This window comes from Trabulsiella odontotermitis, assembly GCF_001297775.1.
GTDB classification, from domain to species: Bacteria; Pseudomonadota; Gammaproteobacteria; order Enterobacterales; family Enterobacteriaceae; genus Trabulsiella; species Trabulsiella odontotermitis.
This window is the reverse complement of record NZ_LIFX01000005.1, coordinates 1-25121: the sequence shown is the minus strand read 5'-3', so window position 1 is coordinate 25121 and position 25121 is coordinate 1. Positions and strand designations below refer to the sequence as shown.

Below are 25121 nucleotides of genomic sequence, written 5' to 3'. Positions count from 1 at the left end.
CAGGAGATAGCCGCACGATGACTGACAAGTTTCACATTTTGCTTTTGAACGGGCCGAACCTTAATATGCTCGGCACCCGGGAGCCGGAGAAGTACGGAACCCTGAGCCTGGCGGACATTGTTAACCGTCTGGCGACGGAAGCGGCCTCTCTGAATGTGGCGTTTGATCATCTGCAGTCCAACGCGGAGCATGTACTCATCGACCGAATTCATCAGGCTAAAGACAACGTTGACTATATCCTGATTAATCCGGCCGCGTTTACGCACACCAGCGTGGCCCTTCGTGATGCGCTTCTGGCTGTCAGTATCCCGTTTATCGAGATTCACCTGAGCAATGTGCACGCACGTGAACCATTCCGCCATCATTCGTATCTGTCGGATATCGCCGCTGGCGTTATCTGCGGACTCGGTGCGGACGGTTATTCATACGCTTTACAGACGGCGGTAAAACGCCTGTCACAATCACACTAAACAAAGAGTACGGAACCCACTCATGGATATTCGTAAGATTAAAAAACTGATCGAGCTGGTTGAAGAATCAGGCATCGCTGAACTGGAAATTTCTGAAGGCGAAGAATCTGTTCGCATTAGCCGCGCACCGGCTGCGTCAGCCTTCCCGATGATGCAACAGGCGTATGCTGCGCCTGTGATGCAACAGCCAGCCCCGGCGGCCGTTGCCGCGCCAGCCGCCGCTGCAGAAGCACCGGCAAAAGCTGAAATCAGTGGTCACATCGTACGTTCCCCGATGGTTGGTACTTTCTACCGTACGCCGAGCCCGGACGCGAAAGCGTTTGTGGAAATTGGCCAGAAAGTTAACGTGGGCGATACCCTGTGCATCGTAGAAGCGATGAAAATGATGAACCAGATCGAAGCCGACAAATCAGGGACCGTAAAAGCGATCCTGGTGGAAAGTGGGCAACCGGTAGAATTTGACGAGCCGCTGGTCGTCATCGAGTAACGAGGCGAACATGCTGGATAAAATTGTCATCGCCAACCGCGGCGAGATTGCACTGCGTATTCTTCGTGCCTGTAAAGAACTGGGCATCAAGACCGTCGCAGTACACTCGACAGCGGATCGCGATTTAAAACATGTGCTGCTGGCTGACGAAACCGTGTGTATCGGTCCGGCGCCATCAGTCAAAAGCTATCTGAACATTCCGGCGATTGTCAGCGCAGCTGAAATCACCGGCGCCGTGGCGATTCACCCTGGCTACGGTTTCCTGTCTGAAAATGCCAACTTCGCCGAACAGGTTGAACGTTCTGGTTTTATCTTCATCGGCCCGAAAGCTGACACCATCCGCCTGATGGGCGACAAAGTGTCCGCGATCACCGCCATGAAGAAAGCAGGCGTCCCGACTGTTCCAGGCTCTGACGGCCCGCTGGGCGACGATATGGACGTTAACCGCGCGCATGCTAAACGCATCGGCTACCCGGTTATCATCAAAGCGTCTGGTGGCGGCGGCGGTCGTGGTATGCGCGTCGTGCGCAGCGATGCTGAACTGGCGCAATCCATCTCCATGACCAAAGCGGAAGCGAAAGCCGCTTTCAGCAACGACATGGTTTACATGGAGAAGTACCTGGAAAACCCACGCCACATCGAAATTCAGGTGCTGGCTGACGGTCAGGGCAACGCTATCTATCTGGCAGAACGTGACTGCTCCATGCAGCGCCGTCACCAGAAAGTGGTTGAGGAAGCACCGGCACCGGGCATTACCCCGGAACTGCGTCGCTACATCGGCGAGCGCTGCTCTAAAGCGTGTGTCGATATCGGCTATCGCGGTGCAGGTACGTTCGAATTCCTGTTCGAAAACGGCGAGTTCTATTTCATCGAAATGAACACCCGTATTCAGGTTGAGCACCCGGTCACTGAAATGATCACCGGCGTTGACCTGATCAAAGAGCAGTTGCGTATCGCCGCAGGCCAGCCGCTGTCGATCAAACAGGACGAAGTTCAGGTTCGCGGACATGCGGTAGAATGCCGTATCAACGCCGAAGATCCGAATACCTTCCTGCCGAGCCCGGGTAAAATCACCCGTTTCCACGCGCCGGGCGGCTTTGGTGTCCGTTGGGAATCGCATATCTACGCAGGCTATACCGTTCCGCCGTACTATGACTCAATGATCGGTAAGCTTATCTGCTACGGCGAAAGCCGTGACGTGGCGATTGCCCGTATGAGAAACGCCCTGCAGGAGCTGATTATCGACGGCATCAAAACCAACATTGATCTGCAGACGCGCATTATGAGCGACGAGAACTTCCAGCATGGTGGCACCAACATCCACTATCTGGAGAAAAAACTCGGTATGCAAGAGAAGTGATAAAGCAAAAAGGGAAGCCAATGCGCTTCCCTTTTTTATCAGGCTCTTTCCCGGATGGCGGCCTTGTGATGTTCGATAAAGGCTTTGATGTCCGCCAGCAGGGATGTACCCTCCATCGGACCACGACGCGTCACCGCAATCGCACCACTGGCATTAGCGTACTGTAACGCCTGACGGGTGCTGTACCCCAGTTGACGACAGGCCACGTAGGCACCACCAAAACAGTCCCCCGCCCCGGTTGGGTCGACCTCCTGCACCGGATAACCGCCAATGTGGAACTGCTCCGTGGCGGACCAGAAACTCGCCCCTTTGCTGCCACGCTTTACGATCACCTCTTTTACGCCATCCTCAAGGAACCCCGCGATAGCGCGCTCTGAGGTGGTATGCGAAGAGAGCAATAACACCTCGCCTTCGCTGGGCATGTAGATATCCGTCAGTTCAAGGACAAAATGCAGCGCATCACGCATTTCCGGGATATCGAGCATCTCTTTACGGATATTCGGGTCGAACGAGATCACGCCACCGTTCTGTTTCACCAGCGTCACCGCTTTTTTCACCGCATCGACCATATGGAACGAGAACAGCGACGATCCCATAATATGAAAGTGAGTACAGTCTTTCAGCAGTCGTTCATCCACATGGCGGGCTGATAATTTGCCACAGGCCGCGTTTTTAATATTGAAGATAAAGTCGCGATCGCCGGATTCATGATAGGTGACAAAGGCGCTGCCGGTGGTTTCCAGCGGCAGTACGGAAATACCGCGAATATCGACGCCATCCGCCGCCAGGCGATTCACATTAATATCGCCAAAGCCGTCCTTACCGACGCAACTGATAATCCCGCAGGGTACGCCGAAACGCGTGACCTGATCGATAAAAATCGCCGGGGCGCCGCTGGGGTAAGGGCCATGCCAGACGCCAGGCCGGTCAAACGACTGACCCGTCTGGCTTGCCATAATTTCGACCAGAATTTCTCCAATAGTGAATACTTTGCTCATACAATTAATTCCTTGAGATATTTAGCCGCGTTTTCTTTTATTTCTGACATCGACATATACCGCCACCAGAATAACCATCCCTTTGACGACCATCTGATAAAAGTAGGGAACGTTCATCAGGTTCATCCCGTTGTTAATCACGCCGATGGTTAATGCGCCAATCATGGTGCCGACGACCGTGCCATAGCCGCCGTTCAGGCTGGTGCCGCCTAGTACCGCCGCGGCGATCGCATCCAGTTCATAACTCAGTGCCGCGTTCGGCTGCCCGGAATAGAGGCGTGACGCCAGGATCATGCCGCTCACACCCGCCAGCACGGCGGTTATCATAAAAACTTTAATTTTCAGTCGAATAACGTTAATACCGGAGTAGACAGCCGCTTCTTTATTGCCGCCGGTAATGTAAATCTTGCGCCCAAAGGTTGTTCTGGTGAGGACGAAATGGTTGATTAGCAGCAGCACTAATAAAATCCAGATCGGCAGCGGAATATATAAAAACTCCCCGTTGCCTAATGCCAGAAAAGCGTCATTACGGATCATGACCGGCATACCGTCCGTCATGATATAAGCAATGCCGCGGAATATCCCCATCGTGGCCACGGTGACAATAAACGACGGAATACCGGCTACGGCGGTCAGGCCGCCGTTAATCATCCCGAGGATCAGCGCTGCAATAATCGACAGCGGCACCAGCAGAATAAAGGGAATTCCCCAGGAGGCGCCGAGTGCGGCAAACGTCCCGATAAGGGCGATGGTCGAACCGACCGACAAATCAATATCACCGAGCAACAGCACGTAGGTCATGCCGTAGGCCGTTATCGCGATAATCGAAACCTGCAAAATAATATTGGTGATGTTATTGGTGGTGAAAAAACTGTCATTCATAAAACTGAAGAGAATAATCAGGACGATCATTCCACTCAGGATCCCGCCATATTGCCTGACGATTTTTTTCAATCCATTACCCGACGATGAACGCCGTTCTTTTGGCGCAAAGACAATTTTCTCAGTCATTTACTGTACTCCTGTTGCAGCGGTCATTACCTGCGTCTGTGTCAGGTTTTCACATGGATAAACATTAGCGATGGTTTTATTACGCATAACCACTAAGCGATCACTTAGCGCCATGACCTCTGGTAATTCAGATGAGACCAGAATAATGGCTGTCCCTGCCGCCGCCAGTTGACGAATCACGTTATAAATTTCAAATTTCGCGCCCACGTCCACGCCACGGGTGGGTTCATCCAGCAATAAAATGCGCGGTATTTTTTCCAGCCATTTCGACAGCACGATTTTCTGCTGATTGCCTCCGCTTAATGCGCTCACTGGCTGGTGAATTGAACTGATTTTGGTATTCATCTGTTCGACGGATTTGCGCGTGCGCTGCTCTTCCAGACGGTGATTAATCAGTCCAAACCGCGACGCGTTATACTGAAACGCCACGTGATGGGTATTCATATTCACATCGTGCATCAGCACCAGGCCTTCTTCTTTGCGGTTTTCCGTCACAAAGGCAAAGCCGAGTTCGATGGCCTGTTTCGCCGAGCGGATCGCCACCACATTACCGTCGATCAGCACCTCTCCCTCGCACGGAATGATGCCGAATATGGCTCTCATCACATCGGTGCGCCCTGCGCCCACCAGACCGAAAAAGCCCAGCACCTCACCGGGGCGCACAGCAAAGTCGATCTGATGAAATAAGGGCGGGTGCGAGAGGTTTCTGACCTCCAGCCGTGGCGTGACGCTGGCATCCGGCTTTTCCCCGATACGCGGCGGCCAGATGTTTTTCATTTCCCGGCCCACCATCTGCGCGATGAGCTGCTGAATATGCGTTTCCTGGCGATCGTGCGTGGCAATATATTCACCGTCACGGATCACCGAAATATCGTCGGAGATCCGCATGATCTCATCCATACGGTGGGAGATATAAATCACCGCGCTGCCACGCTGCGTCAGTTTCGCAATGATCGTAAACAGAATTTCCGCTTCGTTATCGCTGAGCGACGACGTTGGCTCATCCATAATCACAATGTCAGCGGGATAACTGAGCGCTTTGGCAATTTCCACCAGCTGGCGCTGGGCGAGTGACATATTGCCGACTAACTCATGCGCATCCAGCGGAATGCCCAGTTCAGCTAATAACGCCTCGCAGTCGGCGACCATTTTTTTATCGTCAATAATGCCAAAGCGTACCGGCTCATTATTGGCATAAATATTTCCAGCTACCGTCACGTTATTACTCAGGCTGAGTTCCTGAAAAATAATGGCGATACCAAGTTTGCGTGAGTGCTGCGGGTTATTAATCGTAACCACATTGCCCTGCAGCGTAATGGTTCCCTGGGTTGGCGGATAAACACCGGCGAGAATTTTCATCAGCGTGGATTTCCCCGCGCCGTTCTCGCCTAATAATGTATGTACTCTGCCTTTTCTAACCGTCAGCGAAATATCTTTCAGAGCCTGTACGGGGCCGAAGCTTTTAGAAATATGAGAAATTTCAAGAATAATATCAGTCATAACCACCTCAATTTCTTAGCAAAGCATCATCGGCTCTACCTCTCACGATTGCGTTAAAGCAAAGGATGTGGTCTGGTAATTTTTGTTTTCTTTTCAGGTTGCGAAGAAAATACAAACACTTCGCAACCTGATGGCGTGATATTACTGTTTAGCGGTATACACCCCCGGCTGGATCGGGATGATTTTATCCACCGGTTTGCCGTTCAGATGGTCAACCGCCGCGTCGATGGCTTTCGCGCCCATTTGATCCGGATACTGACGGATAACCGCCGCAAAGGTTTTATCGGTATCCACGGCATCGCGCGCTTCTTTCATGCCGTCAAAGCCGATGATTTTGATGTTGTCGTTATGGGCAGATTTTGCGGCAATAACAGCAGCCAGCGCGGCATCATCGCCGAAACCAAACAGGCCGCTCAGGTTCGGGTTCGCCTGCATTATATTCTGCGCGGTGGTCAGCGCTTCGGCACGGGTGATCCCCGGTTGTTCAGCGACGATTTTCACGTCCGGCGTATCCGCCAGTCCTTTCTTAAAGCCATCAATACGCGCCACCACAGACTGCACGGCGGGATAGCTAATAATGGCAACGGTGCCTTTACCGTTCAGCAATTTGCCCATTAATTTACCGGCCTGCACGCCACCCGCGTAGTTATCCGTCGCGACGTGCGATACCACCGGTACGCCTTCGGCGGCAACGTCAACGGTGATTACCGGAATACCGGCTTTGTTGGCTTTAATAATGGCTGCCTGAACCCCTTTAGAATCGACCGGGGAAATAATAATGGCATCGACTTTTTTGGTAATAAAATCTTCAACGTCGGAAAGCTGCTTATTTAAATCCTGGTTAGCAATAGAAATGCTCAGATTAACGTCATCTTTTTTCGCTTCGTCTTTCATCGCATTGGCAAGATCAATATAAAAGGGATGCTGCTGCGTCAATAAAGAGGCGCCAACGTTATACGTTTTCGCAAAGGAGCTTTGTGAGAACAGTGCCAGGCCCACCAGCATGGCCAAACCGGGTAACTTAAATCTGCTCATAAACAATCCTCGTTCTTTTTTGTAGGGTTAATAGCTATCAGAGTTTGTCTTCACTACCGCACACGCCAATAATGCGTGTGACCACTTGCTTCATTGCCGCTTTTGCCGGTTGCATATAGTGCCGCGGATCGTTGGCGGTCGGATTTTCGCGGAAATATCCCTTCAGCGCGTCGGCAAACGCGATTTTTAATTCTGTGGCGACGTTCACTTTGCAAATGCCCAACCGGATACATTTACGGATATCCGCTTCCGTTAAGCCAGACGCGCCATGCAGCACTAACGGCACCTCGACCCGGTTACGGATCTGTTCCAGGCGCGCAAAATCCAGACGTGGCTCGTGGGTGTAGAGACCGTGCGCAGTGCCAATAGCTACCGCCAGCGAATCAATCTCCGTACGCCGGACAAATTCAGCCGCCGCTTCCGGCGAGGTATACGCGGAGTCTTTGTCGTCAACGATCAGATCATCTTCCTGACCGCCGAGTCGCCCGAGTTCCGCCTCAATGCTGACGTCGTACGTGTGGCAGAAGGTGGTTACCTCTTTCACCCGGGCGATGTTTTCTTCAAAGGGCAGATGCGAGCCATCAATCATTACCGAGCGGATCCCGGCGCGGACTTTATGGAAAATATCCGGAGCCTCCTCGTGATGATCGAGATGCAGCACCAGCGGGATGTTGTGCTCTTGCGCCAGCGCGTTTACCAGCGCGATCAGGCTACCAACGCCACCGTATCGATAGGTGCCCGGCGTACCCGCCAGCATCACCGGCGAACGAAGGCTCGCCGCCGTTTCGACCACCACTTGTAAGGTTTCAAGGTTATGGATATTGAATGCCGGAACCGCAAACCCCTGGTGTTGGGCTTTTTTCAGCATGTTTTTGCTCGAAATGATGTACATCTCAGCTCCTGGTTATGCGCTCTTCTCTTACAAAACGAAGAAAACCACGTTTCACTTTCATTTTGAAAGCAACGTAGCACACAAAATAAGCAGAAAAGCGTGACCAGGTTCAAGTCATCACAAAATAACTTACGAAATTTAACTTAACAGGCAGGTATTTTTATCAAATGAAAGTTTCAAAGAAAAAGCCATAACGCTATAGTGTCTGACATTGCAGGCAAATAATGAGTGTCGTCGTGCCCAGGAAATCATCCAATCTGCTGAAACGCAGACTAAAAATCGCTGAAATCGTTAGCGTTCAGGGAGAAATCAAAGTTGACGAGCTCTCAGCGCAGCTGGGTGTCTCTGGCGTCACGATCCGCGGTGATCTGAGCTATCTGGAGCAACAGGGTTATCTGAAGCGCTCATTTGGCGGCGCTATCGCCACACCCTTCCTGCAAACCGACTATGAGCCCGCGCCGCTGGTGGCAATGCCTCCGCTGGTGCAGCAAATGGAAATCGCCCGCCACGGTATGCGGCTGATCCGCGACCGGGATACGCTGTTTCTCGGTCATGGCGCCCTGTGCCGCCGACTCATTCCTTTGCTTAATGGATTGAAAAAAATCCGGCTGATCACTAACGATCCGGAAAGCGCGCTGCTGGCGAATCAGTACATCGAGGGCGATATCATTCTGGCCGGTAGCGAAATGCTGCGACCTGACGGGATCCTGGCAGGAAAATCACTGGAACAGGCGCTTCAACATCACACCATTACGCACAGCATTATGGAAGTGAACAGCATTGACGCTGACGGAACGCTGGGGATCGACGTCCCCGAACTGGCGATGGCCTGGCAGCTCTGTTTTGATAACGCACGCAGTAAAACGATCCTGATGGCGGCAACATCAGGCGCGGCGACCGCCACCATCGGGCATCTCAATCAGACCGAAAATGTGATCGTCAGCCACAGTATTAACGAGCAATATCAGCAACAATTATATGATGCTGATTTTGTCACCCTGTATACCAACAATGAATGTTTCACCTGGTCGAATCGCGAAAGACTCCAGGAATGAGAGGGCATCAGTGGGACTCACCCTTTGTACAATAGGCGAATTACTGGTTGAATTTTTATCCCGCAATCCACATCAGAAATTCACCCATCCCGGCGAATTTGTTGGTCCATTCCCCAGCGGAGCCCCCGCGATTTTCGCCGCCCAGGTCGCCAGATTAGGTCATCGCGCGATGATTTTCGGCTGCGTCGGCAACGATGATTTTGGCCGTCTTAATATTGAGCGCTTGCGCCATGAAGGGGTGATTGTTGATGGTATTCGCGTGATGAATAATGCCGTCACCGGCACCGCGTTCGTCAGCTACCAGAGCCCGCAGGAGCGCGATTTTATCTTCAATATCCCTGACAGCGCCTGTGGCCTGTTTACGGAAAAAGATATCGACCCGCAACTGCTGCAACAGTGTCAGCATATTCACATCATGGGGTCATCGCTGTTTTCCTTTCGCATGATCGACGCCACGCGCAAAGCGATGATGGCAATCAAAGCCGCGGGTGGCACCGTCTCGTTTGATCCCAATATCCGTAAAGAAATGCTGAACATTCCCGAGATGGAACAGGCATTTGATTATCTGATTGAATACACCGATATCTTCCTGCCGAGTGAAAGCGAGCTTCCCTTCTTCGCCCGGCATAAAAACCTCAGCGAAGAGCACATCATCAGCGATCTGCTGCAGGCTGGCGTGAAGCATGTGGTGGTCAAACGCGCCCAGCGCGGCGCCAGTTATTATCATCTGCAGGATGGCGAATTGCAGGCGCTGCATCTTCCCGGCTATACGGTGGAAACCGTCGATCCGACCGGCGCGGGCGATTGTTTCGGCGCCACGTTCGTCACGCTATTCCTCTCCGGTCTTCCGGCAGCGGAAGCTTTGCATTACGCCAATGCCAGCGGTGCCATCGCGGTTACGCAACAAGGGCCGATGGAAGGGATCGCCTCGCTTTCTGAGATTGACGATTTCCTGCGTCGCCAGCGCTGACGCGTTTTTTCCTGCCAGAGGATTTTCCCTCAACGGTGAGTTGCCGTAGAATTGCCCGTTTCTGGTTGTAACACCATGAAGAGGACATCTTCCGTGGACAAACGATTTGTTCAGGCACACAAGGAAGCACGCTGGGCGCTATGGCTCACCCTGCTCTATCTTTTCGCCTGGTTGGTGACTGCTTACTTACCTGATTCTGCGCAGGGATTTACCGGTCTGCCGCACTGGTTTGAAATGGCCTGTTTATTGATACCGCTGGTGTTTATTCTGCTCTGCTGGGCAATGGTGCGCTTTATCTATCGGGATATTCCGCTGGAGGATGACCATGCAGGCTGAAATCATCGTGCCACTCATCGCCTACCTGCTGGTGGTCTTTGGCCTGTCACTCTATGCGATGCGCAAGCGCGCCACCGGCACCTTCCTCAATGAGTACTTCCTCGGCAGTCGCTCGATGGGAGGATTTGTGCTGGCGATGACGCTGACCGCGACCTACATCAGCGCCAGTTCGTTTATTGGTGGCCCAGGCGCGGCCTATAAATACGGTCTTGGCTGGGTGCTGCTGGCGATGATCCAGCTTCCCGCCGTGTGGCTGTCGCTGGGCGTGCTGGGGAAAAAATTCGCCATTCTGGCACGCCGCTACAATGCCGTGACGCTGAACGACATGCTTTTCGCGCGTTACCGCAGCCGTCTGCTGGTGTGGCTGGCCAGTCTGAGCCTGCTGGTCGCTTTTATCGGCGCGATGACCGTGCAGTTCATTGGCGGCGCACGCCTGCTGGAAACGGCGGCGGGCATCCCTTATGAAACCGGCCTGTTGATTTTCGGCATCAGCATTGCGTTGTACACGGCGTACGGTGGTTTTCGCGCCAGTGTACTCAACGATGCAATGCAGGGGCTGGTGATGCTGATCGGCACCATCGTGCTGCTGATCGGGGTGGTTCATGCCGCTGGCGGGCTGTCTGGCGCGGTGGCAACGCTGGAGCATATCGACCCTAAGCTGGTGACGCCGCAGGGAGCCAACGATATTCTTTCGCCGACCTTTATGACCTCATTCTGGGTGCTGGTCTGTTTCGGCGTGATTGGTCTGCCGCACACCGCCGTACGCTGCATCTCCTATAAAGACAGCAAAGCCGTGCATCGGGGCATTATCCTGGGCACTATCGTTGTCGCCGTACTGATGCTGGGAATGCATCTGGCGGGCGCACTGGGCCGGGCGGTGCTTCCGGATCTGACCATTCCCGATCAGGTTATCCCGACCCTGATGGTGAAAGTCCTGCCGCCGTTTGCCGCAGGGATTTTCCTCGCGGCACCGATGGCGGCGATCATGTCGACGATCAACGCCCAGTTGCTGCAAAGTTCCGCTACGATCATTAAAGATCTCTACCTGAATCTGCGTCCGGAGCAGATCCATAACGAAACGCGGCTGAAGCGGATGTCTTCCGGGATCACGCTGATTCTGGGCGTGTTACTGTTGCTCGCGGCGTGGCGTCCGCCAGAAATGATCATCTGGCTCAATCTGCTGGCGTTCGGCGGGCTGGAAGCCGTCTTCCTGTGGCCGCTGGTGCTGGGCCTGTACTGGGAACGCGCAAACGCCGCTGGTGCGCTCAGCGCGATGATCGTTGGCGGCGTGCTGTACGCTGTGCTGGCGACCTTCAACATCCAGTACCTGGGTTTCCACCCGATTGTGCCCTCGTTACTACTGAGTTTGCTGGCTTTCATCATCGGTAACCGTTTCGGTCAGCCGCTGGCGGAAGCCCCTGTTTTGACTACTGATAAATAAAGAGTTTTGCCATGCCATGGATCCAAATGAAACTGAACACCACAGGCGCGAATGCTGAGGAGCTGAGCGATGCGCTGATGGAAGCGGGTGCGGTGTCGATTACTTTTCAGGATACCCACGACACGCCGGTGTTCGAGCCGTTGCCGGGCGAAACGCGCCTGTGGGGTGACACCGACGTCATCGGCCTGTTCGACGCCGAAAGCGACATGAAAGCGGTGGTGGCGATCCTCGAACATCATCCGCTGCTGGGTGCGGGTTTTGCGCACAAAATCGAACAACTGGAAGATAAAGACTGGGAGCGCGAATGGATGGATAACTTCCACCCGATGCGCTTCGGCGAGCGGCTGTGGATTTGCCCGAGCTGGCGTGATATTCCCGATGAAAACGCGGTTAACGTGATGCTCGACCCGGGTCTGGCCTTCGGCACCGGTACGCATCCGACGACCTCGCTGTGCCTGCAATGGCTTGACGGCCTTGATCTGAACGGCAAGACGGTGATCGACTTCGGCTGTGGCTCCGGGATCCTCGCCATTGCGGCGCTGAAGCTGGGCGCTGCCAGAGCGATCGGCATTGATATCGATCCGCAGGCGATTCAGGCCAGCCGTGACAACGCAGAACGTAACGGTGTTTCTGAGCGTCTGGCGCTGTATTTACCGAAAGACCAGCCAGAGGCCATGAAAGCCGATGTGGTGGTCGCAAACATCCTGGCAGGCCCATTACGTGAACTGGCGCCGTTAATCAGCGTGCTGCCCGTTGAGGGCGGTTTGCTGGGGCTTTCAGGTATCCTCGCCAGCCAGGCGGACAGTGTGTGTGAAGCCTATGCCGATCTCTTTACCCTCGACCCGGTGGTTGAGAAAGAAGAGTGGTGTCGGATCACCGGGCTCAAAAAGTAAACAGCGTAACGCGGTCTCCGGGCCGCGTTTTTGTCTGCAACGCGAACCGAATGAATGACAGAAATGAGAGCCCGATCGCATTATGATGCGCTTTTTTGTTCATATAAACAGCGTTAAATCTTGTGATCGCAGCGATTCAGGCAAGAAAAAATGAGAAGTTTTACGATTTTCTGAAAGAACAGAATTTCGCCACTCCGCATTAAATCGATGATAATTATAATTATTTATTTTTGCTGTATTCGCTTGACGGCGATTCATTGATCTACAACAGTGGATTGCTCAAAGTTTGGCCTTTCATCTCGTGCAAAAAATGCGTAATATACGCCGCCTTGCAGTCACAGTATGGTCATTTCTTAACTCATGCGCATCGGACACCACCAGCTCAGAAATCGCCTGATCGCAGCACCCATGGCTGGCATTACTGACAGACCATTCCGGACGCTGTGCTACGAGATGGGAGCAGGGTTAACCGTTTCCGAGATGATGTCCTCCAACCCGCAGGTCTGGGAGAGCGACAAGTCCCGTTTACGGATGGTGCACATTGATGAACCAGGTATTCGTACCGTGCAAATCGCCGGTAGCGTGCCTGAAGAGATGGCAGAGGCCGCACGGATTAACGTCGAAAGCGGTGCCCAGATTATTGATATCAATATGGGCTGTCCGGCCAAAAAAGTGAATCGTAAGCTCGCAGGTTCAGCCCTCCTGCAGTACCCGGATCAGGTGAAATCGATCCTGACCGCGGTCGTCAATGCAGTGGACGTGCCCGTCACACTTAAGATTCGCACCGGCTGGGCACCAGAACACCGTAACTGTGAAGAGATTGCCCAACTGGCTGAAGACTGTGGCATTCAGGCTCTGACTATTCACGGACGCACCCGCGCCTGCTTGTTTAACGGAGACGCTGAATACGACAGCATTCGGGCAGTTAAGCAGAAGGTTTCCATTCCGGTAATCGCGAATGGTGACATTACTGACCCGCTTAAAGCCAGAGCTGTGCTCGACTATACGGGGGCGGATGCCCTGATGATAGGACGTGCAGCTCAGGGAAGACCCTGGATCTTTCGGGAAATCCAGCACTATCTGGACACTGGGGAGCTGCTGCCCCCGCTGCCTCTGGCAGAGGTTAAGCGCTTGCTTTGCGCGCACGTTCGGGAACTGCATGACTTTTATGGCCACGCAAAAGGGTACCGAATCGCACGTAAACACGTCTCCTGGTATCTCCAGGAGCACGCTCCAAATGACCAGTTTCGGCGCACATTCAACGCCATTGAGGATGCCAGCGAACAGCTGGAGGCGTTGGAGGCATACTTCGAAAATTTTGCGTAAACAGAAATAAAGAGCTGACAGAACTATGTTCGAACAACGCGTAAATTCTGACGTACTGACCGTTTCTACCGTTAACTCTCAGGATCAGGTAACCCAAAAGCCCCTGCGTGATTCGGTTAAGCAGGCACTGAAGAACTATTTTGCTCAACTGAACGGTCAGGATGTTAATGACCTCTATGAGCTGGTACTGGCTGAAGTAGAACAGCCCCTGTTGGACATGGTGATGCAATACACCCGTGGTAACCAGACCCGCGCTGCCCTGATGATGGGTATCAACCGCGGCACGCTGCGTAAAAAACTGAAAAAATACGGCATGAACTGATTTTTGTTCCTGACGTTTAAAAAGGCGCTCTTCGGCATGGGGAAGCGCCTTTTTTATTGCCAGAATCTTCGTTTTGCCTCACTTTTTGACCCTTGCTTTTCGGTTATATTCCAACCAAATTCATCCCGGAAGAATCAGGGGACAGGGTATGTTGCGCAAATACGGTTGGTTGATCATTTTTGTTCTTCTCGTCTTTCTCCTCGATGCGCTGATCATTCAGTTGCTGGAGTTTGCCACCCTTGAGTCCGCACGGTGCCATAACATGGATTCTGTGAATCCGCTGAAGCTGGTAGATTGTACCGATCTCGAGTAAGTGTGCTCATAATATTATCCACCAGCACTGGTGCCTGTTGATATAAATTGAACTGCCCGGGTTCCATAAGCCAGTTTTTAATAATGCCGCTGAAAAAACCGCGGAGCATAATAACCATCACATCCACGTTAGCATCGCCGGATAAAAGACCGAAATGAATACATTTTAATAATGCGTCACGCAATCCGTTACGGTTAACGCATACCTTGTTACGGATTTCACTTTCCGTCATCATTTCCGCCGTAAATTCGCATTTATGATAAAGTATTTGCATTAATGCCTGTTGCTTTGGTGTTTCAGCAATATACTGCAATCCGGTAATAAATTTCTCCCGCAAATCAATTAACGGATTTTCATTCTCCGTTCGTATATATTTTATGATATGGTTTAACGGTACCTGCTGTTCCCACATTTCATTGAATAATACGGTTTTACTGCTGAAGTGCCAGTACACCGCACCGCGCGTGACACCAGCGGCATCGGCGATGTCTGAAAGCGTGGTGTTGGTCACGCCATGCTGCGCGAACTGCGTAATGGCGGCATCGATCAAAAGTTGCCGGGTCTTTAACGCGTCGGTTTTCGTTTTTCTTGCCATAAAATGCGTGCCTGCCGCAGAAGAGTAAAAGTCATCAATAAAACTGGCGGTCATTATTGTCGAAAAAAGCAGTGGCGCATAGGCGCTCATGTCTTTTTATTGAATAGTGAAAATCAATAAATAAGCACAACATATTCATGTCACAAATAACACTTGCGGCATTGTTCTCTTTTTTGTGTTTTAGTGCGTTCAATCCCTTTCTTAATTCATGATGACTTACATCTGCATTTATTTATTTGTAGGATGGCGAGCTGTTTTATCTCTATTCTTTCTCCGGTTTTCGGTACGCCGATGATACGGTTAATAAGGAACGGTAATAATGATTCACGCCAGGGCGACGCTTTACTCCAGCCTCATCATGACGACTGCATTACTGGCAGGCTGTAATGATTCGGAAAATCAACCACCGCAGGCGCCCACGCCAAAGGTGACCTTTCATGTTGCCGCCCGCGCGCCATTGCAGGTTACGACTGAACTCCCCGGGCGTACGGCGGCGTTTCGCATCGCGGAAGTTCGCCCGCAGGTCAGCGGCATCATCCTCCAGCGTCATTTTGAGGAAGGTAGCGATGTCGAAGCCGGTCAGTCGCTTTATCAGATCGATCCCGCGACTTACCAGGCCGCGTACGCCAGCGCAAAAGCAGATGAATCCAACGCCGCGGCGGCAGCGACCCTCGCGCACCTGACGGTAAAACGCTACGCCCCGCTGCTCGGCACGCAGTACATTAGCCAGCAGGATTACGATCAGGCCGTCGCCACAGCACAGCAGGCTGATGCCAGCGTGCTGGCGGCGAAAGCTGCCGTGGAAAATGCGCGCATTAACCTCGCCTGGACGAAAGTCACGTCTCCCATCAGCGGTCGTATTGGTAAATCCGCGGTGACCGAGGGCGCGCTGGTCACCAACGGACAGACGGAGGCACTGGCCACCGTGCAGCAGCTTGATCCTATTTACGTCGATGTGACGCAGTCCAGTAACGATTTTATGCGCCTGAAACAAGAAAGCCTGCAGGCCGGCAGCGACACCAAAAGTGTGCAGTTAGTGATGGAAAACGGTCAGCCATACGCACAAAAAGGCTCGCTGCAATTCTCTGACGTCACCGTGGACGAAAGCACCGGTTCAATCACCCTTCGCGCCATCTTCCCGAACCCGCAGCACGCCCTGCTGCCCGGCATGTTTGTCCGGGCGCGCATTGATGAAGGCGTACAACCGAATGCCATTCTGATCCCACAGCAAGGCGTCACACGCACGCCGCTGGGCCAGGCCACCGTCCTGCTGATCAATGCCCGCAACCAGGTTGAATTGCGTGATATTACCGCCTCGCAGGCCATTGGCGATCGCTGGCTGGTGACTGACGGGCTCCAGCCCGGCGATAAGGTCATCGTCAGCGGGTTACAAAAAGTGCATCCGGGTGTAACCGTGGACGCGGAAGAGGACACGGTAGCGGCTACCGCGAAGTAAGGTATGGAACACAATGTCTAATTTTTTTATTCAACGCCCGGTTTTCGCCTGGGTGCTGGCCATCATTTTAATGATTGCCGGTGGTCTGGCGATTTTGCAGCTCCCCATCGCTCAGTATCCAACCATTGCACCACCGGCGGTCTCAGTGACCGCCACCTATCCCGGCGCTGATGCGCAAACGGTGCAGGATACCGTCACGCAGGTTATCGAACAGAATATGAACGGTGTCGATAACCTGATGTATATGTCCTCCACCAGCGATTCGGCGGGCAACGTCACCATTACGCTGACGTTCGATTCCGGTACCGACCCTGATATCGCACAGGTGCAGGTACAGAACAAACTCCAGCTGGCGATGCCCCTGCTGCCGCAGGAGGTCCAGCAGCAGGGTATCGGCGTAGAAAAATCCAGCAGCAGTTTCCTGCTGGTCGCCGGTTTTGTGTCGAACAATAAAAACCTTTCCCAGGAAGATATCTCCGACTATGTGGCCTCGAATGTGAAGGACGCGATTAGCCGCACCAGTGGCGTGGGCGATGTACAACTGTTTGGCGCCCAGTATGCGATGCGGATCTGGCTCGATCCGAACGCGCTCAATAAGTATCAGCTGACGCCGGTTGACGTTATCAACCAGCTCAGGACCCAGAACGACCAGATAGCGGCCGGTCAGCTCGGCGGTACGCCTGCCGTTCCGGGGCAGCAGTTGAACACCTCGATCATCGCCCAGACACGACTGAAAGATGTGGATGAGTTTGGCAACGTCACGCTGAAAGTGAATCAGGATGGTTCCGTGGTGCGCCTCAAGGACGTGGCCCGTATTACCCTCGGCGGCGAAAACTACAATATGGTGACCAAAATTAACGGTCAGACCGCGACGGGTATTGGGATCAAGCTGGCGACCGGCGCCAATGCGCTGGATACGGCAAAAGCCGTCAAAGGAAAACTGGCTGAGCTGCAGAACTTCTTTCCGCAGGGGCTGAAGGTCGTTTATCCGTACGATACCACGCCATTTGTCACCATTTCGATTCACGAAGTGGTAAAAACACTGCTCGAAGCCATCGTACTGGTTTTCCTGGTAATGTATTTGTTTCTGCAGAATCTTCGCGCCACGCTGATCCCGACTATCGCGGTGCCGGTGGTTCTGCTGGGAACCTTTGCCGTGCTGGCAGCATGCGGTTACTCCATTAATACCCTCACCATGTTTGGCATGGTGCTGGCCATCGGGTTGCTGGTTGATGACGCCATTGTGGTGGTGGAAAACGTCGAACGTGTGATGATGGAAGACCGACTGCCACCAAAGGCGGCGACGGAAAAATCCATGTCGCAAATCCAGGGCGCGCTGGTCGGCATTGCGATGGTGCTGTCGGCGGTGTTCATCCCGATGGCCTTCTTCGGCGGTTCAACGGGCGCCATTTACCGCCAGTTCTCAATCACCATTGTTTCTGCAATGGCGCTTTCGGTGCTGGTCGCGTTAATCCTCACGCCAGCGCTGTGTGCCACCCTGTTGAAACCGGTCGATCCTGATCATCATGAACAGAAGCGGGGGTTTTTCGGCTGGTTTAACAATACGTTTGATCGCAGCGTTGAGCACTATACCAACAGCGTTGGCGGGATCCTGCACAGTACGGGTCGCTATCTGATGATTTACGTGCTGATTGTTGCGGGCATGACCGTGCTGTTTTTACGCCTGCCAACCTCATTCTTGCCAGACGAAGATCAGGGCGTCTTTATGACCATGGTGCAGCTTCCGGCAGGCGCCACGCAGGCTCGAACGCAGCAGGTACTGGACCGCATCCAGCAGTATTACCTGACGGAAGAGAAAGCGAATGTCGAATCGGTGTTTACCGTCAACGGCTTTAGCTTCAGCGGCCAGGGGCAAAACTCAGGGATTGCGTTTATCAGCCTGAAACCGTGGGAAGAACGATCCGGCAGCAAGAATGGCGTCGAGGCCATTGTGGCACGCGCTCACCATGCGTTCAGCCAGATCCGCGATGCCATGGTTTTCCCCTTCAATTTACCCGCCATTATGGAACTTGGTACGGCGAAGGGCTTCGATTTTGAACTGATCGATCAGGCGGGTCTCGGCCACAATGCACTGACGCAGGCACGAAATCAACTGCTGGGGATGGCGAGAGCGCATCCGGATATCCTGACCAGCGTCCGCCCGAACGGACTTGAGGATACGCCGCAATTTAAGCTGGACGTCGATCAGGAAAAAGCACAAGCACTGGGTGTATCGATTTCTGATATTAACCAGACCATCTCCTCATCACTCGGCGGCACTTACGTGAATGACTTTATCGATCGCGGACGCGTGAAAAAAGTTTACGTGCAGGCCGATGCACAGTTCCGCATGCTGCCAACAGACATCAACAATCTGTTTGTGCGCAGTGCTAACGGCGAAATGGTACCCTTTTCCGCCTTTGCGACGTCGCACTGGGCCTATGGCTCACCGCGTCTGGAACGCTACAACGGGATGCCGTCGATGGAAATCCTCGGCGAAGCGGTGGCGGGGAAAAGTACCGGCGAGGCGATGATTTTAATGGAGCAACTGGCCAGCAAACTGCCTTCCGGCGTCGGCTATGACTGGACCGGCATGTCTTATCAGGAAAGGCTTTCCGGCAACCAGGCACCGGCGCTGTATGCCATTTCACTGATTGTGGTGTTCCTGTGCCTTGCTGCGCTGTATGAAAGCTGGTCCGTGCCGTTCTCCGTGATGCTGGTAGTGCCGCTCGGGGTTATCGGCGCGCTGCTGGCCGCCTCGCTGCGCGGGCTGAACAATGACGTTTACTTTCAGGTGGGTCTGCTCACCACCATTGGCCTGTCGGCTAAAAACGCGATCCTGATTGTCGAGTTCGCCAAAGATTTAATGGAGAAGGAGCACAAAGGTATTATCGAAGCAACACTGGAGGCTTCGCGAATGCGTCTGCGGCCGATTCTGATGACCTCGCTGGCTTTCGTTCTCGGTGTGTTGCCGCTGGTGATAAGCCATGGCGCCGGGAGCGGCGCGCAAAATGCGGTGGGTACAGGCGTGATGGGCGGGATGCTGTCCGCCACACTGCTGGCAATCTTCTTTGTTCCGGTCTTCTTCGTGGTGATCAGGCGGCGGTTCAGCCAGCATAAAGAATAAACATGCTCATTAAGGCGCCATCGGGCGCCTTACTTTTTTAATAATGTCAGACTTTAATGCATGAGGATATTTGGCATATAATCTATTAACCAGATGAATATTATTATTTTTCGCAGATAAGTTTTTATATTCAGCTTCATTTTTCCTGCACAATTTTATGCTTCCACGCCTATTCTCTCCACGATGTTTACATCTCTCATACTTTGAGATTGTTTTGCGCAGACGGCCCGTTAAATACTAATGATAAAATACCTCCTGACGTCCATGGGATGTTTTACGAATGACATTTACCGTGGCTTATTAAGAGGTAACTTTATGAAAAGATTCATTTCCGTCGCATTACTGACAACGTTTCTCGCTGGCTGTGCACATGAGTCTCCCTGTGTACCGGTCTATGACGATCAGGGGCGACTGGTTCACACCAATACCTGTATGAAAGGGACGACGCAGGACAACTGGGAAACCGCAGGCGCCATTGCTGGCGGTGCCGCCGCGCTGGCGGGCCTGACGCTCGGTATCGTCGCACTGACCAAATAACCACAGCAAAGCGCGGACTTCCGCGCTTTGTCATATCACACAAAAGAGGGATTAACGCTATTACGTGAGCATATTCACAAAATACCTTTGTTTCATTCTCCCACCAATATTACCGCCCGAAATCATTATTTCTTCTTCCGCCTGATAAGAAACTTTTTTGCGCTATTTTGTGGCACAGGTTGTAATTTTGCACCATTTCAGGGCGATGTCCCTTTCATTTCATGTCTACACTCACTTTATTGCACGCCGTCGCCCGAAAATCAGGCGCTTGCAATTATGGCATCCGCTTTGCTTAACAAAGTATGGCTGTCACCACAGACAGGTATCTGGCGTTCCGGACGCCTTAATAAATAACGATAAATCTCGTCACACAGGATGCATTATGAAAAAGATGATGATTGCCAGCCTGGCGGTCGCAGGTACGCTGCTTGCTATTGCCAGTCAGGCACATGCTGGTGCAACTCTGGATGCGGTTAAAAAGAAAGGATTCGTACAATGCGGTATTAGCGACGGATTACCGGGCTTCTCCTATGCCGATGCCAATGGAAAATTCACAGGCATTGATGTGGATGTTTGCCGTGGGATCGCCGCCGCTGTGTTTGGCGATGACAGCAAAGTGAAATATACCCCGCTGACGGCGAAAGAGCGCTTTACGGCGCTGCAATCGGGTGAAGTTGATCTGCTCTCGCGTAATACCACCTGGACCTCTTCACGCGATGCGGGAATGGGGATGTCATTTACCGGCGTGACCTATTACGACGGTATCGGTTTTCTGACGCACAATAAAGCAGGTCTCAAAAGCGCGAAAGAGCTGGATGGTGCAACGGTCTGTATTCAGGCGGGTACCGACACCGAGCTCAACGTGGCGGATTACTTCAAAGCGAACAACATGAAGTATACGCCGGTGACGTTTGACCGTTCAGATGAGTCTGCGAAAGCGCTGGAATCTGGCCGCTGCGATACGCTCGCCTCGGATCAGTCTCAGCTGTATGCGCTGCGCATCAAGCTGAGCAATCCTGCTGAATGGATTGTGTTGCCTGAAGTCATTTCAAAAGAGCCGCTGGGACCGGTTGTTCGTCGTGGTGATGACGAGTGGTTCGCCATCGTCCGCTGGACGCTGTTCGCCATGCTCAATGCGGAAGAAATGGGCATTACGTCGAAAAACGTCGATGAAAAAGCCGCAACCCCTGCGACGCCTGACATGGCGCATTTCCTGGGCAAAGAAGGCGACTTCGGCAAGGATCTTAAGCTGGACAATAAATGGGCTTACAACATCGTCAAACAGGTCGGCAACTACAGTGAGGTTTTCGAACGTAACGTGGGTCTCAACAGCCCGCTGAAAATCAAACGTGGCCAGAACAACCTCTGGAATAACGGCGGTATCCAGTACGCACCACCGGTACGGTAAATCTTACGCTGTAATGGGCATCGCGTTAGCGGTGCCCTTTTCTGGAGTTTCGGTCGCAGAGGTTTTGTTATGTTCCATCGCCGCCCAACCGTAAAAGGCGCGCTGTCGTTTTCTAACCCCACGGTTCGCGCCTGGCTTTTTCAAATCATCGCGGTGGCGACGATCGTCGCTATTGCCGTCTGGTTAATTCACAACACCATCACTAACCTGAATCATCGTGGCATCACCTCTGGCTTTGCGTTTCTCGATCGCAGCGCCGGGTTTGGCATTGTGCAGCATCTGATTGATTATGAGCAGGGCGATACTTATGGTCTGGTCTTTATCGTCGGGCTGCTGAATACGCTGTTGGTGTCCGCACTATGTATTGTTTTTGCGTCGTTCATTGGTTTTTTTCTGGGGCTGGCTCGTCTTTCTGAAAACTGGCTGCTGCGTAAGCTTTCAACGATTTACATTGAGATCTTCCGTAACATTCCACCGCTGCTGCAGATCTTCTTCTGGTATTTTGCCGTGTTACGTAATTTGCCCGGCCCTCGCCAGGCGGTCAGCGCATTCGATCTGATCTTTCTCAGCAACCGCGGCTTGTATATCCCGTCGCCACAGTTTGGTGAAGGGCTGCTGGCGTTTGTTGGCGCGGTCGTTTTAGCCATTGTCATCATCGGATGGCTCTGGCGCCGCAATAAGGCGCATCAGATAGCGACCGGGCAGTTACGCCGCACCTGGCCCATTGCTATCGCGCTTCTCGTCGGGCTTCCCTTGCTGACACACGCGGTCTTTGGCGCTGCAATCCACTGGGAACTCCCGGCGCTGCATGGCTTTAACTTCCGCGGCGGTCTGGTGTTGATTCCGGAACTGGCGGCGCTGACGATCGCCCTTTCGGTTTACACCTCCGCTTTTATTGCCGAGATCATTCGCGCAGGTATTCAGGCCGTGCCCTACGGGCAACATGAAGCTGCGCGCTCACTGGGGCTGCCGAATCCGGTGACGCTGCGGCAAGTCATCATTCCCCAGGCAATGCGGGTGATCATTCCGCCGCTCACCAGTCAGTATCTGAATATCGTTAAAAACTCGTCGCTTGCCGCGGCGATTGGCTATCCGGATATGGTGTCGCTGTTCGCCGGTACGGTCCTGAATCAAACCGGTCAGGCGATTGAAACGATCGCTATCACGATGTCTGTTTATCTGCTTATCAGCCTGACGATTTCGCTGCTAATGAATATCTACAACCGGCGTATCGCCCTGATCGAGCGCTAGGGGGCTCTGATGACAAAAGCACTGCTGTCGCACCCTGTGCCGCACGACAAAATGCGTTCCGGTACACCACTGAACTGGATACGCAAAAATCTCTTCACCGGCTGGGTAAATTCGCTGCTGACGATTTTTTGCCTGTGGCTGCTGTGGGTCATTATTCCGCCCTTACTGAACTGGGCTGTTTTGCAGGCCAACTGGTTGGGCTCGACGCGGGCAGACTGTACCAAAGCAGGAGCCTGCTGGGTGTTTATCCATGAGCGTTTCGGCCAGTTCATGTACGGACTCTATCCGCATGATCAGCGCTGGCGCATCAATATCGCCCTGGTAACCGGCCTGCTGACTCTCATTCCGCTATTCCTGAAAAAAATGCCGCATCGCGGTCGGTATCTTGCCTGCTGGTCGGTGCTCTATCCATTGCTTGTCTGGTGGTTACTGTTCGGTGGTTTTTTAGGGCTTGAACGGGTGGAAACCCGGTTGTGGGGTGGCCTGACACTCACACTGATCATCGCCTCGGTGGGTATTGCTGGCGCTCTGCCGTTAGGCATTTTGCTGGCACTCGGACGACGCTCAACCATGCCTGTCGTGCGCATGCTGTCCGTCATTTTTATCGAGTTCTGGCGCGGTGTTCCACTGATTACTGTGTTGTTTATGTCGTCGGTAATGTTGCCGCTATTCCTGTCGGAAGGGACGAGCATTGATAAGCTCATCCGCGCACTGGTTGGGGTCATTTTGTTCCAGTCTGCCTATGTGGCGGAAGTGGTGCGCGGCGGCTTACAGGCCTTACCGAAGGGGCAATATGAAGCGGCGGAATCGCTGGCGTTGGGATACTGGAAAACCCAGGCGCTGGTCATTTTGCCTCAGGCGTTAAAGCTGGTGATCCCGGGGCTGGTGAATACCATTATCGCCCTGTTCAAGGACACCAGTCTGGTGATCATCATTGGTCTGTTCGATCTGTTCAGCAGCGTGCAACAAGCGACTGTCGATCCCGCCTGGCTTGGGATGTCGACGGAAGGCTATGTTTTTGCCGCTCTGATCTACTGGATCTTCTGTTTCAGCATGTCGCGCTACAGCCAACATCTGGAGAAGCGTTTTAACACCGGGCATTCCCGGCACTGAGGAAATTATGGGTCAAATTACAATGCAACCGGCTGACGCAATGATCACCCTGGAAAAAGTGAATAAATGGTACGGGCAATTTCATGTCCTGAAAGATATCGACCTGAAAGTACAACAGGGGGAGCGTATCGTTTTATGCGGTCCTTCCGGCTCGGGAAAATCAACGACAATTCGCTGTATTAATCACCTCGAAGAACATCAGCAGGGGCGAATTGTCGTGGATGGCATTGAGCTTAATGAAGATGTCCGGAACATTGAGAAAGTCCGTCAGGAAGTAGGGATGGTGTTTCAGCACTTTAACCTTTTTCCGCATTTGACCGTGCTGCAGAACTGCACTCTTGCGCCGGTGTGGGTGCGCAAGATGCCCAAAAAAGAAGCTGAAGCGCTGGCGATGCATTATCTCGAGCGTGTGCGGATTGTCGAGCACGCACATAAGTTCCCCGGTCAGATTTCCGGTGGCCAACAGCAGCGTGTGGCCATTGCGCGATCACTATGCATGAAGCCGAAAATTATGCTGTTCGACGAACCGACTTCCGCGCTCGATCCCGAAATGGTGAAAGAGGTGCTGGATACGATGATTGCGCTTGCCCAGTCAGGTATGACGATGCTGTGCGTAACCCATGAGATGGGTTTTGCACGGACGGTGGCGGACAGGGTTATCTTTATGGATCGCGGAGAGATTGTGGAACAGGCACCGCCAGCGGAGTTTTTCGCCCATCCGAAATCAGAACGTACGCGCGCGTTTTTGTCGCAGGTGATCCACTAAAAGCAAAAAACCCCGACCTTTCGATCGGGGTTCTTCTTATTGGTGTCTGGCAGTGTCCTACTCTCACATGGGGAAGCCCCACACTACCATCGGCGCTACGGCGTTTCACTTCTGAGTTCGGCATGGGGTCAGGTGGGACCACCGCGCTAAAGCCGCCAGACAAATTCTTTTTTACTTGCCGAACTTTAACCTTTAAAACTGGTGCTGATACCCAGAGTCGAACTGGGGACCTCACCCTTACCAAGGGTGCGCTCTACCAACTGAGCCATATCAGCACACTTAAATGGATGCCTGGCAGTGTCCTACTCTCACATGGGGAAGCCCCACACTACCATCGGCGCTACGGCGTTTCACTTCTGAGTTCGGCATGGGGTCAGGTGGGACCACCGCGCTAAAGCCGCCAGGCAAATTCTTTGTGCCCGTCCTGTGTCTTTTACACTGATACCGCGTTGGCTGCTC

At 53.0% G+C, this 25121-nt stretch carries 23 protein-coding genes, 1 tRNA gene, 2 rRNA genes and 1 pseudogene; 18 read left to right on the top strand and 9 right to left on the bottom strand.

Annotated elements, in window-relative coordinates; genetic code table 11:
• The first annotated feature begins 17 nt into the window (after window positions 1-17).
• From aroQ to accC, 3 genes are read left to right on the top strand one after another with little or no spacing between them, the layout of a single operon-like run.
• The gene (gene aroQ, locus AOY23_RS07480) at window positions 18-470 is read left to right on the top strand and encodes a type II 3-dehydroquinate dehydratase (protein WP_054179061.1); all 453 of its coding nucleotides are present in this window, start codon (window positions 18-20) and stop codon (window positions 468-470) included.
• Window positions 471-492: 22 nt separating this feature from the next.
• Window positions 493-957, top strand: a complete 465-nt coding sequence (gene accB, locus AOY23_RS07475) for an acetyl-CoA carboxylase biotin carboxyl carrier protein (RefSeq protein ID WP_054179062.1) — start codon at window positions 493-495, stop codon at window positions 955-957.
• Window positions 958-967: 10 nt separating this feature from the next.
• Window positions 968-2317: an acetyl-CoA carboxylase biotin carboxylase subunit gene (gene accC / locus AOY23_RS07470; protein ID WP_054179063.1), complete on the top strand. Its 1350-nt coding sequence runs from the start codon at window positions 968-970 to the stop codon at window positions 2315-2317.
• 38 nt (window positions 2318-2355) lie between these two features.
• Here accC and AOY23_RS07465 read toward each other — a convergent pair whose 3' ends face one another.
• The 5 genes from AOY23_RS07465 to AOY23_RS07445 all read right to left on the bottom strand — a co-directional run bounded on the left by AOY23_RS07465 (window position 2356) and on the right by AOY23_RS07445 (window position 7753).
• Window positions 2356-3315 (bottom strand): sugar kinase, encoded by a 960-nt coding sequence (locus AOY23_RS07465; protein WP_054179064.1) that lies wholly within the window; start codon window positions 3313-3315, stop codon window positions 2356-2358.
• Between the two features lie 21 nt (window positions 3316-3336).
• Window positions 3337-4326, bottom strand: coding sequence for an ABC transporter permease (locus tag AOY23_RS07460; RefSeq protein WP_054179065.1), 990 nt, complete (start codon window positions 4324-4326; stop codon window positions 3337-3339).
• Window positions 4327-5826, bottom strand: a complete 1500-nt coding sequence (locus AOY23_RS07455; protein WP_054179066.1) for a sugar ABC transporter ATP-binding protein — start codon at window positions 5824-5826, stop codon at window positions 4327-4329.
• Between the two features lie 141 nt (window positions 5827-5967).
• Entirely contained in the window at window positions 5968-6861 is an 894-nt protein-coding gene (locus tag AOY23_RS07450) for a substrate-binding domain-containing protein (RefSeq protein ID WP_054179067.1), read from the bottom strand.
• A gap of 37 nt (window positions 6862-6898) precedes the next feature.
• Entirely contained in the window at window positions 6899-7753 is an 855-nt protein-coding gene (locus AOY23_RS07445; RefSeq protein ID WP_054179068.1) for a tagatose bisphosphate family class II aldolase, read from the bottom strand.
• Window positions 7754-7974: 221 nt separating this feature from the next.
• Between AOY23_RS07445 and AOY23_RS07440 the strand changes: the two genes are divergently transcribed.
• The 8 genes from AOY23_RS07440 to AOY23_RS23135 all read left to right on the top strand — a co-directional run bounded on the left by AOY23_RS07440 (window position 7975) and on the right by AOY23_RS23135 (window position 14409).
• Window positions 7975-8808 carry a DeoR/GlpR family DNA-binding transcription regulator gene (locus AOY23_RS07440; RefSeq protein WP_054179069.1) on the top strand — a complete coding sequence of 278 codons (834 nt, stop codon included), beginning with the start codon at window positions 7975-7977 and terminating at the stop codon, window positions 8806-8808.
• Window positions 8765-9778, top strand: coding sequence for a sugar kinase (locus AOY23_RS07435; protein WP_081005610.1), 1014 nt, complete (start codon window positions 8765-8767; stop codon window positions 9776-9778). Before AOY23_RS07440 ends, AOY23_RS07435 begins: the two co-directional genes overlap by 44 nt.
• 93 nt (window positions 9779-9871) lie before the next feature.
• Complete coding sequence (locus AOY23_RS07430; RefSeq protein WP_054179070.1) at window positions 9872-10114, top strand: YhdT family protein; 243 nt, start codon at window positions 9872-9874, stop codon at window positions 10112-10114.
• Window positions 10104-11555, top strand: a complete 1452-nt coding sequence (gene panF, locus AOY23_RS07425) for a sodium/pantothenate symporter (protein WP_054179071.1) — start codon at window positions 10104-10106, stop codon at window positions 11553-11555. Before AOY23_RS07430 ends, panF begins: the two co-directional genes overlap by 11 nt.
• Before the next feature lie 11 nt (window positions 11556-11566).
• Complete coding sequence (gene prmA / locus AOY23_RS07420; RefSeq protein ID WP_054179072.1) at window positions 11567-12448, top strand: 50S ribosomal protein L11 methyltransferase; 882 nt, start codon at window positions 11567-11569, stop codon at window positions 12446-12448.
• A gap of 360 nt (window positions 12449-12808) precedes the next feature.
• On the top strand, window positions 12809-13774 hold the full coding sequence (gene dusB, locus AOY23_RS07415; protein WP_054179073.1) for a tRNA dihydrouridine synthase DusB: 966 nt from the start codon (window positions 12809-12811) through the stop codon (window positions 13772-13774).
• A gap of 25 nt (window positions 13775-13799) precedes the next feature.
• On the top strand, window positions 13800-14096 hold the full coding sequence (gene fis / locus AOY23_RS07410) for a DNA-binding transcriptional regulator Fis (protein ID WP_000462905.1): 297 nt from the start codon (window positions 13800-13802) through the stop codon (window positions 14094-14096).
• 148 nt (window positions 14097-14244) lie between these two features.
• Entirely contained in the window at window positions 14245-14409 is a 165-nt protein-coding gene (locus tag AOY23_RS23135) for a DUF2556 family protein (RefSeq protein ID WP_072170952.1), read from the top strand.
• On the opposite strand, the pseudogene envR reads toward AOY23_RS23135, so the two are convergent.
• Window positions 14399-15004, bottom strand: a pseudogene (gene envR, locus AOY23_RS07405) (acrEF/envCD operon transcriptional regulator); the annotation flags it as partial. The gene AOY23_RS23135 and the pseudogene envR overlap by 11 nt on opposite strands.
• 316 nt (window positions 15005-15320) lie before the next feature.
• On the opposite strand from envR, the gene AOY23_RS07400 reads away from it, so the two are divergent.
• From AOY23_RS07400 to AOY23_RS07370, 7 genes are all read left to right on the top strand, one after another.
• Window positions 15321-16460 (top strand): efflux RND transporter periplasmic adaptor subunit, encoded by a 1140-nt coding sequence (locus AOY23_RS07400; RefSeq protein WP_152958477.1) that lies wholly within the window; start codon window positions 15321-15323, stop codon window positions 16458-16460.
• A 13-nt stretch (window positions 16461-16473) separates the two neighbouring features.
• Entirely contained in the window at window positions 16474-19587 is a 3114-nt protein-coding gene (locus AOY23_RS07395; RefSeq protein WP_054179075.1) for an efflux RND transporter permease subunit, read from the top strand.
• Between the two features lie 315 nt (window positions 19588-19902).
• Window positions 19903-20124 carry a lipoprotein gene (locus tag AOY23_RS07390; protein ID WP_038160691.1) on the top strand — a complete coding sequence of 74 codons (222 nt, stop codon included), beginning with the start codon at window positions 19903-19905 and terminating at the stop codon, window positions 20122-20124.
• A gap of 382 nt (window positions 20125-20506) precedes the next feature.
• Window positions 20507-21532, top strand: a complete 1026-nt coding sequence (locus AOY23_RS07385) for an amino acid ABC transporter substrate-binding protein (RefSeq protein ID WP_054179076.1) — start codon at window positions 20507-20509, stop codon at window positions 21530-21532.
• A 69-nt stretch (window positions 21533-21601) separates the two neighbouring features.
• On the top strand, window positions 21602-22783 hold the full coding sequence (locus tag AOY23_RS07380; protein WP_054179077.1) for an amino acid ABC transporter permease: 1182 nt from the start codon (window positions 21602-21604) through the stop codon (window positions 22781-22783).
• Between the two features lie 9 nt (window positions 22784-22792).
• Window positions 22793-23896 (top strand): amino acid ABC transporter permease, encoded by a 1104-nt coding sequence (locus AOY23_RS07375; protein ID WP_054179078.1) that lies wholly within the window; start codon window positions 22793-22795, stop codon window positions 23894-23896.
• A 7-nt stretch (window positions 23897-23903) separates the two neighbouring features.
• Entirely contained in the window at window positions 23904-24662 is a 759-nt protein-coding gene (locus tag AOY23_RS07370) for an amino acid ABC transporter ATP-binding protein (protein ID WP_038160674.1), read from the top strand.
• 44 nt (window positions 24663-24706) lie between these two features.
• On the opposite strand, the gene rrf (AOY23_RS07365) is transcribed toward AOY23_RS07370, so the two are convergent.
• The 3 genes from rrf (AOY23_RS07365) to rrf (AOY23_RS07355) all read right to left on the bottom strand — a co-directional run bounded on the left by rrf (AOY23_RS07365) (window position 24707) and on the right by rrf (AOY23_RS07355) (window position 25067).
• Window positions 24707-24822, bottom strand: a 5S ribosomal RNA gene (gene rrf / locus AOY23_RS07365).
• Window positions 24823-24861: 39 nt separating this feature from the next.
• Window positions 24862-24937 (bottom strand) — tRNA-Thr (locus AOY23_RS07360).
• A gap of 14 nt (window positions 24938-24951) precedes the next feature.
• A 5S ribosomal RNA gene (gene rrf, locus AOY23_RS07355) occupies window positions 24952-25067 on the bottom strand.
• Window positions 25068-25121: the final 54 nt, after the last annotated feature.